Here is a 13,096-nt window from a genome sequence, read left to right as displayed (position 1 = left end):
GGTCCTGAGAGGCGACATCGCAACGATACCCGAGCGAGCCCTCAGACGGCACGCCTCAGGAGCGCGGTGGACCGGCACACTCGCGCGGCAACGCCACACGCGCGAGCGCCGCTCAATCGCGGCCCGGCGAGAGCGCCTTGATGGTATCGGCAGGCAGGTCAGGCGTCGTGTTGGAGATCTGCTGGGCGATGAGACGCGCCGAGCCGAGCGAAAGCGCCCAGCCTGCCGGCCCGTGGCCCGCGTTGACGAACAGGCGCGGATGGCTCACGCTGCCGACCGCCGGCAGGCCGTCGGCGGAAAGCAGCTTCATGCCTTCCCAGGCGAGCGCGGCCGAAATGCGCGCGGCGCCCGGCGCCCAGTCGCGCGACGCCTCGCCCAGCAGCGCGAGGGCGCCTTCGGTGAGCGCTTCTGGCAGCGCGTCATCGACTTCCTGCGCGCGCAGCAGCACGGCGGCGCCCGAGATGCGCAGCCGGTGATTCATGCGCGCGATGGCGATGCGCTTGCCCGCATCGACGATCGTGGTCTGCGGCACGCATTCCTCGTGCGCCACCGGCGAATTGAGCGTGTGCATGCGCAGCGGATAGAACGGCATCTTGAGGCCGAGCGGCGCGAGAAGCTGCGGCGTTTGCGCGCCCGCGGCGACGACGACGGCGTCGCCCGAGATCACCTCGACGTCGCGCGAGCGGCCCGCTTCGTGCGCAGGCGGCGCGAGTTCCACCGCCGCGCGCCGGTCTTCCAGGCGGATCGCGCTGACCTCGCGGCTCATCTCGAACTGCACGCCACCCTGGGCGTCGAGCACCTGCTTGAGCAGCTTCACGAAGAGCGGGCAGTTGGCTACCCGGCCGGTCTCGAAGCGCACGCCGCCCGCAAACGGCGGATCGGCGGGGATGGCATGGTCGAAAGCCACGCATTCCGCGGGCGAAAGCGCGTGATGCGGCGTCTCGAAGCGGCGCAGCAGCTCGAGGGCCGGTTGCGTGAGAGACCATTCGTCGTTGCCGCGCACGAGGTAGAGCAGGCCGTCGCGCTGCTCGTAGTCGAGCTGGAAGCGCGCGTCGATGTCGGCGAGCGCCGCTTGCGCCGACTCGATGAGCGGGCGCAAGTGCGCGTAGCGTTCGGCGAACGCCTCGGAGCCGTGCAGCGTGGCGAGGCGTTTGACGAAACCGTGCGCCGGTCCGCGCCAACCCGTCTTGCTGATCACGCCGCCGGACGATTGACGGCCATTGCGCAGGAAGGTGGGGCCGAACCAGACGTCGAGCGGCGTGGGCAGCGCAATGCCGCTATGGCCGTAGGTCGCGCCTTGCGCGACAGTGGCGTGGCGTTCGATCACGCAGACGCGATGCCCGGCCGCGCGCAGCTGCCAGGCGGTAGCGATGCCGGCGATTCCGCCGCCGATGACGATGACATCCATGACGATACGATCTGCAGGCAGGTGGCGCGCGCTCGGGTGAGGGCGTCCTGCCGAAGGTGGGGCGTGCGGCGCGCCGAACCCATGCCCGGGTGCGCCGATCAGACGAAACGCGCAATCATAGCAGCGAAAGCGTCCGCGTCGCCATGCGCGAGGCCGGGTTGTCACACGCGTCCCGCGTGGCCGCCGGGGCGGTCAGGACAGGCCTTCCGGGTTATAATCGCGGTCTCCCTTCGCCTGACCGTCGCCATCCCCGCGCGACGCATCGCCACCTTGCGACGTGTTTCGCGCGAGGCGAAGCCGCGACGCAACTCTGACGCAACCTCGACGCAACGCCCCAGTCCATGGCCCACTTCTCGTGTTTCCCCGGCGCTTCGGCCCTTTCCGACTTCCGTCAGACCCGCCTGCTCGAGACGCTTCAGCGTATCGACGCCAACATCGTCGGCGTGTACGGCCAGTATCTGCATTTCGTCAACTCGGCCGCGCAGCTTTCCGCTGACGACAGCGCGAAGATCGAAGCGCTGATGCACTACGGCGCGCCATTCGCGGCTCCGCAGGAGCGCGGCAGCGCGCTCACGTTCCTCGTCGTGCCGCGCTTTGGCACGGTGTCGCCGTGGGCGAGCAAGGCCACGGACATCGCGCACCATTGCGGCCTCGAGCAGGTGCGCCGCATCGAGCGCGGCGTCGAATACACCGTGGTGCTCAAGTCGGGCCTGCTCGGTGGCAAGAAGACACTTTCGGACGAGGCGCACGCCGCTGTCGCCGCGGCACTGCACGACCGCATGACGGAAAGCGTGGCGGCTTCGCGCGGCGCGGCGCTGCATCTGTTCGACGAACTGCCGGCCCGTCCGATGCAGACTGTCGACGTGCTCGGCCACGGCCGTGCGGCGCTGGAGGCGGCCAACGGCGAACTGGGCCTCGCGCTCGCCGACGATGAAATCGACTACCTCGTCGACAACTTCAAGAAGCTCGAGCGCAACCCGACCGACGTCGAGCTGATGATGTTCGCGCAGGCCAACAGCGAGCACTGCCGCCACAAGATCTTCAACGCGAACTGGACGATCGACGGCCAGGATCAGGATATGTCGCTCTTCGCGATGATCCGCAACACCGAGAAGATCAGCCCGCAGGGCACGATCGTCGCGTACTCGGACAACTCGTCGATCATGGAAGGCGCGGTCGCGGAGCGCTGGTTCCCGCGCAAGCACAACGCCGACGGCACGCCTGGCGAGCCGGGTGAACGTTACGGCCGCCACACCGAACTCACGCACACGCTGATGAAGGTGGAGACGCACAACCACCCCACCGCGATCTCGCCGTTCGCGGGCGCGGCAACGGGCTCGGGCGGCGAAATCCGCGACGAAGGCGCGACGGGCCGCGGCGCGCGCCCGAAGGCCGGCCTCACGGGCTTCACGGTTTCGAACCTCGATCTGCCCGACGCGCGCGAAGCATGGGAAGACGCCCGCGACGCGGCCGTGCCGCTCACGCTGCGCAATCCCGCCGACACGCAGGGCGCCTATGGCCGCCCGGACCGCATCGCTTCGCCGCTGCAAATCATGATCGACGGCCCGCTCGGCGGCGCCGCGTTCAACAACGAATTCGGCCGGCCGAACCTCGGCGGCTATTTCCGCACCTACGAGCAGAATGTTGCGGGCACCGTGCGCGGCTACCACAAGCCGATCATGATCGCGGGCGGCATCGGCAACATCAGCGCGCAACACACGCACAAGCACGACCTGCCTGCGGGCACGCTGCTCGTCCAGATCGGCGGTCCGGGCATGCGCATTGGCATGGGCGGCGGCGCGGCCAGCTCGATGGCCACCGGTACCAACACGGCCGAACTCGACTTCGACTCGGTTCAGCGCGGCAACCCGGAAATCGAGCGTCGCGCGCAGGAAGTCATCAATTCGTGCTGGCAACTGGGCGAGCGCAACCCGATCCTGAGCATTCACGACGTGGGCGCGGGCGGCCTTTCCAACGCCTTCCCGGAACTCGTCGACGGCGCTGACAAGGGCGCGCGCTTCGAACTGCGCAAGGTGCAGCTCGAAGAGACGGGTCTTTCGCCGCGCGAAATCTGGTCGAACGAATCGCAGGAGCGTTACGTCCTCGCGATCGCCCCCGCCGATCTGGCGGAGTTCCAGGCGATCTGCGAGCGTGAGCGCTGCCCGTTCGCCGTCGTGGGCGTCGCGACCGACGCGCGCGACCTGAAGCTCATCGACACCGACGAGCAGGCGCTCGCGGCCAACGGCGGCCACCAGCCCGTCGACATGCCGATGGACATCCTGCTCGGCAAGCCGCCGCGCATGCACCGCAACGTCGAGCACGCGAGCGTGCCGCTCGCGCCGGTCGAAGTCACGGGCGTCTCGTTCGACGAAGTCGCGAAGAGCGTGCTGCGCCACCCGACCGTGGGCAGCAAGTCGTTCCTCATCACCATCGGCGACCGCTCGGTGGGCGGCACGACGGTGCGCGACCAGATGGTCGGCCCCTGGCAGGTGCCGGTGGCCGACTGCGCGATCACCGCGCTCGACTACGCCGGCTACAAGGGCGAAGCGATGACGATGGCCGAACGCACGCCGCTCGCCGTGATCGATGCGCCCGCATCGGGCCGCATGGCCGTGGGCGAGGCGATCACCAACATCGCCAGCGCGCCCATCCTGTCGCTCGACAAGCTCAAGCTCTCCGCGAACTGGATGGCCGCGTGCGGCGCACCGGGCGAAGACGCCGCCCTGTACGACACCGTGAAGGCGATCGGCATGGAGCTATGCCCGGCGCTTGGCATCGGCATTCCAGTGGGCAAGGATTCGCTCTCCATGCGCACGAAGTGGAACGAGGAAGGCGTGGCGAAGGAAGTGGTCGCGCCGGTTTCGCTCATCATCTCGGCGTTCGCGCCGGTCGACGACGTGCGCCGCCACCTCACGCCGCAACTGCGCCGCGTCGACGAAGTGGGCGAGTCTGTGCTGATCGCGATCGATCTGGGCCGCGGCAAGAACCGCATGGGCGGCAGCATCTTCGCGCAGGTCACGCAGCAGGTCGGCGACGCGGTGCCCGACGTGGACAACGCCGAAGACCTCAAGCAGTTCTTCACGGCCATCCAGCAACTGAACGCGAACGAGCAACTGCTCGCGTACCACGACCGCTCGGACGGCGGCCTGTGGGCGACGGTCTGCGAAATGGCCTTCGCGGGTCACACGGGCGTGTCGCTGAACGTGGACATGCTCACGCTCGACAGCGAGCACGAATCCGATTACGGCGACGCCAAGGACTGGGCGAAGCAGACGAGCGGCCGCCGCGAAGACCGCACGCTGCGCGCGCTCTTCTCCGAAGAACTCGGCGCGGTGATCCAGGTGCCCGCACAGCAGCGCGATGCCGTGATGGCGGTGCTGCGCACGCACGGTCTGTCGGTCTGCTCGCACGTGATCGGCACGCTGAACCCGCGCGACTCGATCGAAGTCTACCGTGACGCGAAGCGCATCTACGCAGCGCCGCGTTCGGAGCTGCAACGCGTGTGGAGCGAAGTGAGCTGGCGCATTGCGCGCCTGCGCGACAACCCCGCGTGCGCCGATTCCGAATACGACGCACTCCTCGACGCCGCCGATCCCGGCATGCAGCCGCATCTCACGTTCGATCCGGCCGAGGACATCGCTGCGCCGTTCATCGGCAAGGGGACGCGTCCGCGCGTGGCGATCCTGCGCGAGCAAGGCGTGAACTCGCACCTCGAAACCGCGTACGCGTTCGACCGCGCCGGGTTCGATGCGCACGATGTCCACATGAGCGACCTGCTCGAAGGCCGCGCCACGCTCGCCGACTTCGCGGGCGCGGTGGCCTGCGGCGGCTTCTCGTACGGCGACGTGCTGGGCGCGGGCGAAGGCTGGGCCAAGACGATCCGCTTCAATGCGAAGCTCGCGGACATGTTCGCAGCGTTCTTTGCGCGTCAGGACACGTTTGCGCTCGGTATCTGCAACGGCTGCCAGATGATGTCGAGCCTCGCCTCCATGATCCCGGGCGCGCAAGCCTGGCCGAAGTTCACGCGCAACAAGTCGGAGCAGTTCGAAGCGCGCTTCTCGCTGGTGGAAGTGCAGGGCTCGCCGTCGATCTTCTTCAACGGCATGGAAGGCTCGCGCATTCCGGTGGCGGTCGCGCACGGCGAAGGTTTCGCGGACTTCTCGCAGCAGGGCGACATCTCGAAGGTCGCCGTGGCGATGCGCTACGTCGACCATCACGCCCAGGCTACCGAGGCCTACCCGTTCAATCCGAATGGCTCGCCGCAAGGCATCACGTCGGTCACGACGCCCGATGGCCGCTTCACCGTGCTCATGCCGCACGCCGAGCGCGTGCAGCGCACCGTGACGATGAGTTGGCACCCCGAAGCCTGGGGCGAGGCGAGCCCGTGGATGCGTGCGTTCCAGAACGCGCGCAAGTGGGTGGGCTAACGAGCCCGGCGAACCACGCGGACGTTTGACGCCAGGGGCAACTCGCCCAGGCAGAAACCCCGGTCATGCCTCGATTGCGAGTGCGGGCCGGGGTTTTTGCCTTTTGCGTGCCGACCGGTGAGGTCTTACGGCGAATACCGCCGTTAATCGCCGCATTTTTTGCGGTGATTAACTTGTGTATGCGGCGAATACGTCTCATAATCGCCGCATGAATAGCGGCGAATACACCTACATCTGGCAAGCCGGCGACTGGCCTCAGTGGCGCTTTGATCTGGCGGCGCTTGCCGAGCCCATGGCCGAGGTCAGCCGCGCCCAAGGCTTGCTGGTGGGCAGGCTGGCCGATGTCGGCCTCGCGCTGCGCGATCAGGCGAGCCTCGCAGCCCTGACGGAGGACGTCCTCAAAACCAGCGAGATCGAGGGCGAGCAACTCGACGTCGCCTCTGTGCGTTCGTCCATCGCGCGTCGAATGGGCGTGGACATCGGGGCGCTTGCACCGGTGGACCGCCACGTGGAAGGCGTGGTGGAGATGGTGCTCGACGCGACCACCAACAGCCGCGCGCCGGTCACGCGTGAGCGCTTGTTCGGCTGGCACGCCGCGCTGTTTCCTACGGGCTACGCGGGCCTATCGCGGATCAACGTCGGTGCATGGCGCGACGATGCGAGTGGGCCCATGCAGGTGATCTCGGGGCCGATTGGCCGTCAACGCGTGCATTTCGAAGCGCCGCCCGCGAACCGGCTTGAAGCCGAAACGCGGCGCTTTCTCGACTGGCTCAACGGCCCGGCGCAAGAACCGCCGCTGATCAAGGCCGCCCTCGGCCACTTGTGGTTCGTCACGCTGCACCCGTTCGACGACGGCAATGGCCGCGTGGCAAGAGCGATCGGCGACTTGCTGCTCGCGCGCGCGGACGGCAGTGCGCAGCGCTTTTACAGCCTCTCCGCGCAGATTCAGCGGGAGCGCAAAGGTTATTACGACATTCTGGAGCGCACGCAGCGCAACTCAATGGATGTGACGCTGTGGCTCGCCTGGTTCTTCGATGCGCTGCATCGCGCGGTCGATCAGGCGCAAATCACGCTGGACGCCGTGCTCGCCAAGGCGCGCTTCTGGCGCGAGTGGGCCACGACGCCGTTCAACGAGCGACAGGTCAAGCTCCTCAACCGCTTGCTCGATGGCTTCGACGGCAAGCTCACGAGCGGCAAGTGGGCGGCGATTGCCAAATGTTCGTCCGATACGGCGCTACGCGACATCAACGACCTGGTGGCGCGTGGCGTGCTGCGCAAAGCGGAGGGTGGCGGGCGCAGCACGAGCTACGAGCTCAACGCGTAGCCGCAAACAAAAACCCCGCGCCTTCGAAGGTCGCGGGGTTTTTGACAGCATTCAGCTGCGACGCAGCCTTACTGAATCTTCGCTTGCTTGCGCAGGTTCTCTTCAAACGCCTGCAGCTTTTCCTGCTGGATCTGCTGGACGATCTGCGGGCGCACCTGCTCGAGCGGCGGCGGCGTGACCGGGCGGATGTCGTCCACGCGGATGATGTGCCAGCCGAACTGGGTGTGCACCGGCGTATCGGTCATCTGGCCTTTTTGCAGGTGCGTGGCCGCGGTCGCGAATTCCGGCACATAAGCCTTCGGATCGGACCAGTCGAGGTCGCCGCCGTTCTTGGCCGAGCCCGGGTCCTTCGAGTACTGCTTCGCGAGGTCTTCGAAGCTGGCGCCAGCCTTGATCTTCGCGATCAGGTCCTTGGCCTGCTGCTCGTTGTCCACGAGGATGTGATGCAGGTGGTATTCGCTGCCGCCCGCATCCTTGGTCAACTGGTCGTAGCGCGCCTTGACTTCGGCGTCGCTCGGCTGGTTGTTCTTCACGAAGTTCTGAATCAGCGCGCGCAGCACGACGGTCTGCTGGGCCACGGCGATTTGCGCCTTCACATCGGGATTGTTCGGAATGCCTTCGCGAATGGCTTCCTGCATGAGGATTTCGCGGTTCACGAGTTCTTCGCGTACCGCCATTTGCAGTTGCGGCGAATCCTGCTGGCCTTGTTGGACAAGCTGCTGGACCAGCGCATCGGCGCGCGCTTTGGGAATCGGCGTGCCGTTCACGACGGCGATGTTCTGCGCAAAGGCGGGAGCCGCCGCGCACGCAGCCAGCAACACCCAAAGATGGGTTTTCTTCAAGGTCATCGGAAAGTCCTAACGGGGCGAACCAAAATGGCGAACAAAAGGATCAAGCAGGTCGAAATCTAACGTGGGCTACCGGGGCAGCGCCGCGGCTTCTTCGGGCGTGAGCGCCGTGATCGCGAGTGCGTGGATGCCGCGCTGCATGGCCTCGGCCAGCGCATCATACACCATGCGATGCCTTGCCACGCGGGCTTTCCCCGTGAATGCGCCCGCAACGATCGTGACATGATAGTGACCGCCGGCAGCGGCGCCGGCGTGTCCGGCATGCTGCGCGCTGTCGTCGCGCACGTCGATGGAAACGGGGGCAAGCGCCGCGGTGAGGCGGGTTTCGATCAGCGCCATGCGCTCCGCGGGGCTGGCGTTGAGAAAGATGTCGCTCATTCTTCTTCCTTCATGTAACGCGAAAGCCACAGGCTCTGGCCGACGATGAACACCACGAGGATGCCGGTCGCGCCGAAGAGCTTGAAGTCGACCCACGCGTCGGTGGTGAAGTGGAACGCCACGAAGAGATTGAGAATGCCGAGCAGCGCGAAGAAGATCGACCAGACGAAGTTCAGTTGCGTCCAGATGCGCGGCGGCAGGGTGATCTGCTTGCCCATCATCGCTTCGATGAGGTTCTTGCCGAATGCCACTTGCGAAACGAGCAGCACGACCGAGAACGCCCAGTACAGCACGGTGGGCTTCCACTTGATGAAAGTTTCGTCGTGCAGCATCAGCGTGGCGCCGCCGAACACGACGACGATGCCAAGCGAAAGCCACAGCATCGGGTCGACTTTGCGGTGGCGGAACGCGACCCACGCGATCTGTACGAGCGTAGCTCCTATCGCCACGGCCGTTGCCGTAAAGATGCCCCACAGCTTGAAGGCGACGAAAAAGAGGATGATCGGGAACAGATCAAACAGGAATTTCATTATCGGCCTGAGAGTTGACGAAATGAGCCCGCCCAAAGGGGGCACAACGCTTTCAAGGCCGCATTGCACCCCGCGCGGGGCGCGGGGCTGCCTTGCCAGCGTTCACTTGGGCTCGAATTGTAGCGCAGCCGAATTGATGCAATACCGAAGGCCCGTCGGGGCCGGACCATCCTCGAACACGTGGCCGAGGTGTGCGCCGCAGTTCTTGCAGCGCACCTCGATGCGCAGCATGCCGTGCGCGCGGTCGGTTTTCTCCTCGATCACCTCGCCGTTGATCGGGCGGAAGTAGCTCGGCCAGCCACAACCCGCGTCGAATTTCGTGTCGGACTCGAAGAGCGGCGTGCCGCAACAGACACAGTCATAGACACCCCGGTCGAAGTGGTCCCAGTACTTGCCCGTGAACGCGCGTTCGGTCGCGGCGTGGCGCGTGACCTGGTACTGCGTGTCGTCGAGCTGCTCCCGCCATTGCTCGTCGGCTTTGTAGCCGGGGTAGTCGGTGGCGTTATGGTCGTCCTGGCTCATGTTGGGTTCCTGTCGGGTGGGAAACAAGGATCACGTAGATGGGGGCGCGCTCACGAAGAGCAACTGACTTCGAGCGAACTCGCCCAGTCGGGCGGCAGGCCTGCGTACGACGCGTTCTCGGGCTGCTCGTCGAATGGCCGCTCCAGCACCTTCGCGAGCCGCTCGACCTCGCTGAAGTCCTTTTGCGCGGCGCGCTCGATCGCCGTTTGCGCGAGATGATTGCGCAGCACGTATTTCGGGTTCGTGCGGTTCATCGCCTCGGCACGCGCCGCGTCGTCGCGTGTTTCGTGCGCAAGGCGCGCGCGGTAGTCGGCGGCCCAGGTGTCAAAGGCGGCGCGATCGAGAAAGAGATCGCGCACTGACGTGTCGCCGCTCGCGTCACGCTTCGAAACGCGCGCGAGATGGCGATACGTGAGCGTGAAATCGGCACGGTTGGCATGCATGATTTCGAACAGCTTGTTCGCGAGTACGTCGTCGCCTTCGCGCTCGTGTTCGAGGCCGAGCTTCGCGCGCATGCGCGCTTCGAGCGCGGGCGCGAAGTGCCCCTTGAAGCGTTCGAGCACACCTTGCGCGTCGGCCACCACGCGCTCGCCGCGCTTCTTTTCGTCGGCGATGTCGTAGTGCGCGCCGAACAGCGGCACGAGCGCCTGCGCGAGGCAAAAGAGATTCCAGTACCCGATCTGCGGCTGCATGCGGTACGCGTAGCGGCCCTGCGAATCCGAATGATTGCAGATGTGGTTGGCGTCGAAGCCATCCATGAAGCCGAACGGACCGTAATCGATCGTGAGGCCGAGGATCGACATGTTGTCGGTATTCATCACGCCGTGGCAGAAGCCCACGGCCTGCCACTCGACCATCAGCGCCGCCGTGCTGCGCACCGCTTCGTCGAGCAGGGCGAGGTACGGGTCGTCGGCTTCGCGCAGTTGCGGATAGAAGCGCGCGATCACGTGGTCGGCGAGCGCGCGCAGCGCGTCCACGTCGTCGTGCGAATAGAAGTGCTCGAAATGGCCGAAGCGCACGAAGCTCGGCGAGACGCGCGTCACGACCGACGCCGTTTCCATGTCTTCGCGGCGCACGGGCTGGTCGGAGCCGGCCACCGTGAGTGCGCGCGTGGTCGGAATGCCGAGATGATGCATGGCCTCCGAGCACAGGAACTCGCGGATCGACGAGCGCAGCACGGCGCGGCCGTCGCCCATGCGCGAGTAGGGCGTGCGCCCGGCGCCCTTCAGCTGGACTTCGTTGCGCTTGCCGCCATGTTCGACCTCGCCCAGGGTGAGCGCGCGCCCGTCGCCGAGCTGGCCTGCCCAGACGCCGAACTGATGCCCCGAGTAGACCGACGCATACGACATCGTGGTGGGCGAGCGCTCGCGCGTGAAATTGCCGCAAAAGAAGTCGGCGAATGCGGGGTCCGTCACGGCCGTCGGGTCGAGGCCCAACTGGGAGGCCATCGCCTGCGAAATGCCGACCACGTAAGGGGCGGGCAGCGGCGCACCGGGCAGCCGCGTGTAGAAGTGCGCACCGAGCGCGGCGAATGCGTTGTCGCGTGGCGCGATCAGGGCGCGTTCGAAATCGGCGAGCGGGCCGGTGGCGGGTGTTTGCGAAGCGGATGAACCGCCAAGAGATTCGGTCATGCCTGGTGAAAACGACATATTGAGGGCCTGGTGAATACTCGATATTGTAAGTCGGCACCCGCCGGCGTGCTGGAGTACCCCTGAAGGCCGTCGGACTCACAGACAAAGATAGACACAACGCCGTTCAACGCGTGGAGACCGCTACCGATGAGTGCACCGCTGCTGGGTCAAATGATGGATGTGCCGCTCACGGTGTCGTCGTTGATTGCCCATGCGGCGCGCCATCATGGCAGCGCGCAGATCGTCTCGCGGCGCATCGAGGGCGATATCCATCGCTACACGTACCGTGAATGCGAAGTGCGCTCCAAGCAGCTCGCGCAGGCGCTCATGGCGCTCGGCGTCGCGCCGGGCGAGCGTGTCGGCACGTTGGCCTGGAATGGCTATCGGCATCTCGAAGCCTATTTCGGCGTGACCGGCTTCGGCGCGGTCTGCCACACCATCAATCCGCGGCTCTTTCCCGAGCAGATCGCCTGGATCGTCAATCACGCCGACGACCGCTACGTGCTGTTCGACATCACGTTCGCCGCGCTCGTCGATACACTTGCGCCGCAGTGCCCGAACGTGCGCGGCTGGATCGCGCTGTGCGATGAAGCCCACCGGCCGCAGATGCGCACGGAAGTGCTCTGCTACGAGACGCTGCTCGCCGCGCCGGACGGCAACTACGCGTGGCCCGAACTCGACGAGCGCAGCGCCTCGAACCTCTGCTACACGTCCGGCACCACGGGCAACCCGAAAGGCGCGCTCTATACGCATCGTTCTTCCGTGCTGCATGCGTATGGGGCATCGCTGCCCGACGCGATGGGACTCTCCGCATGCGATGCGATCCTGCCCGTCGTGCCGATGTTCCATGTGAACGCGTGGGGCATTCCGCATGCGGCGCCGCTCACGGGCGCGAAGCTCGTGCTGCCCGGCAAGGATCTCGACGGCAAATCGCTCTACGAGCTCATGGAAGCGGAAGGAGTGACCGCCTCGGCCGGCGTGCCGACCGTCTGGCTCGGCCTGCTCGCGCATGTGCGCAACGCAGGTGTGCGCTTCTCCACGCTCAAGCGTACGGTGGTGGGTGGCTCGGCCTGTCCGCCCTCGATACAGCGAGCCTTCGAGGACAACTACGGCGTGCAGACGATACACGCATGGGGCATGACGGAGATGTCGCCGCTCGGCACGCTCTCGAGGCTCAACTGGGAGCAGTCGCAGCGGCCGCGAGAGGCGCAACTGGCACTGCTTGAAAAGCAGGGGCGCGTGGTTTTCGGCGTGGATATGAAGATCGTCGGAGAGAGCGGGCGCGAGCTGCCGTGGGATGGCGTGGCGTTCGGCGATCTCCATGTGCGCGGACCGTGGGTGATTGACCACTACTATCGGCAAGAAGGTGGCTCGCCGCTCGTCGACGGCTGGTTTCCCACGGGCGACGTCGCCACGATCGACCCCGATGGCTTCCTGCACATCACCGACCGCAGTAAAGACGTGATCAAGTCGGGCGGCGAGTGGATCAGCTCGATCGACCTGGAAAACATCGCAGTGGCGCATCCGGCCATCGCGGAGGCCGCGTGCATTGCCTGCGCGCATCCGCGCTGGACCGAGCGGCCGCTCATCGTCGCGGTGAAGAAGCCCGGCGCCGCAGTCACGCGTGAAGAACTGCTCGCGTACTTCGAAGGCAAGGTCGCGAAATGGTGGCTGCCCGATGACGCCGTCTTCGTCGACGAATTGCCGCACACGGCAACGGGAAAGCTGCAAAAGCTCAAGCTGCGCGAGCAGTTCCGCTCATACGTGTTGCGGACTGCGCTCGCGGTGGAGGGGTGTCCGATCGATCCGGCGCAAGACGCCGCAAAGCACGGGTAAGCCACCCCGAGCCACCCGCGCAAGGTTCTGCGGCGCAGCCATCTGGCTGCGTTTTTTTTCTTCCGACTTTTTGCCGGCCGAGTTGCCAAAATTGTACGTTCAGTACAAACCCTGGCATCCGCAGCGCAGCAAAAAATTGAACGAACGTTCTTTTTTAGGTATTCTGCCTGCTGACCGGGAAAGTCGGACAAT

Annotated in this window: 9 protein-coding genes; 3 read left to right on the top strand and 6 right to left on the bottom strand. The window is 65.9% G+C overall.

Annotation, left to right across the window (positions count from 1 at the left end; genetic code table 11):
- Nucleotides 1–112: 112 nt before the first annotated feature.
- Complete coding sequence (locus tag M3I54_RS18785; RefSeq protein ID WP_254338503.1) at nucleotides 113–1,408, bottom strand: FAD-dependent oxidoreductase; 1,296 nt, start codon at nucleotides 1,406–1,408, stop codon at nucleotides 113–115.
- 341 nt (nucleotides 1,409–1,749) lie between these two features.
- On the opposite strand from M3I54_RS18785, the gene purL reads away from it, so the two are divergent.
- Nucleotides 1,750–5,835 (top strand): phosphoribosylformylglycinamidine synthase, encoded by a 4,086-nt coding sequence (gene purL / locus M3I54_RS18780; RefSeq protein ID WP_254338501.1) that lies wholly within the window; start codon nucleotides 1,750–1,752, stop codon nucleotides 5,833–5,835.
- A 208-nt stretch (nucleotides 5,836–6,043) separates the two neighbouring features.
- Nucleotides 6,044–7,159 carry a Fic family protein gene (locus tag M3I54_RS18775; protein WP_254338499.1) on the top strand — a complete coding sequence of 372 codons (1,116 nt, stop codon included), beginning with the start codon at nucleotides 6,044–6,046 and terminating at the stop codon, nucleotides 7,157–7,159.
- A 68-nt stretch (nucleotides 7,160–7,227) separates the two neighbouring features.
- On the opposite strand, the gene M3I54_RS18770 is transcribed toward M3I54_RS18775, so the two are convergent.
- The 5 genes from M3I54_RS18770 to M3I54_RS18750 form a co-directional block, all read right to left on the bottom strand.
- Entirely contained in the window at nucleotides 7,228–8,007 is a 780-nt protein-coding gene (locus tag M3I54_RS18770) for a peptidylprolyl isomerase (RefSeq protein WP_028206990.1), read from the bottom strand.
- A gap of 69 nt (nucleotides 8,008–8,076) precedes the next feature.
- The gene (locus M3I54_RS18765; RefSeq protein WP_254338497.1) at nucleotides 8,077–8,385 is read right to left on the bottom strand and encodes a BolA family transcriptional regulator; all 309 of its coding nucleotides are present in this window, start codon (nucleotides 8,383–8,385) and stop codon (nucleotides 8,077–8,079) included.
- Entirely contained in the window at nucleotides 8,382–8,915 is a 534-nt protein-coding gene (locus M3I54_RS18760; protein ID WP_254338495.1) for a septation protein A, read from the bottom strand. The genes M3I54_RS18765 and M3I54_RS18760 overlap by 4 nt, the downstream gene beginning before the upstream one ends.
- 102 nt (nucleotides 8,916–9,017) lie before the next feature.
- Nucleotides 9,018–9,437, bottom strand: coding sequence for a peptide-methionine (R)-S-oxide reductase MsrB (gene msrB / locus M3I54_RS18755; RefSeq protein WP_254338493.1), 420 nt, complete (start codon nucleotides 9,435–9,437; stop codon nucleotides 9,018–9,020).
- 50 nt (nucleotides 9,438–9,487) lie between these two features.
- Complete coding sequence (locus M3I54_RS18750) at nucleotides 9,488–11,068, bottom strand: YdiU family protein (protein ID WP_375542165.1); 1,581 nt, start codon at nucleotides 11,066–11,068, stop codon at nucleotides 9,488–9,490.
- Between the two features lie 147 nt (nucleotides 11,069–11,215).
- On the opposite strand from M3I54_RS18750, the gene M3I54_RS18745 reads away from it, so the two are divergent.
- Nucleotides 11,216–12,904 (top strand): 3-(methylthio)propionyl-CoA ligase, encoded by a 1,689-nt coding sequence (locus M3I54_RS18745; RefSeq protein WP_254338489.1) that lies wholly within the window; start codon nucleotides 11,216–11,218, stop codon nucleotides 12,902–12,904.
- Nucleotides 12,905–13,096 lie beyond the last annotated feature (192 nt).

It is taken from the genome of Paraburkholderia sp. CNPSo 3274 (assembly GCF_024206475.1).
Lineage (GTDB): Bacteria > Pseudomonadota > Gammaproteobacteria > Burkholderiales > Burkholderiaceae > Paraburkholderia.
Note: the sequence above shows the minus strand (reverse complement) of the source record. Positions and strands in the feature narration are given on the sequence as shown.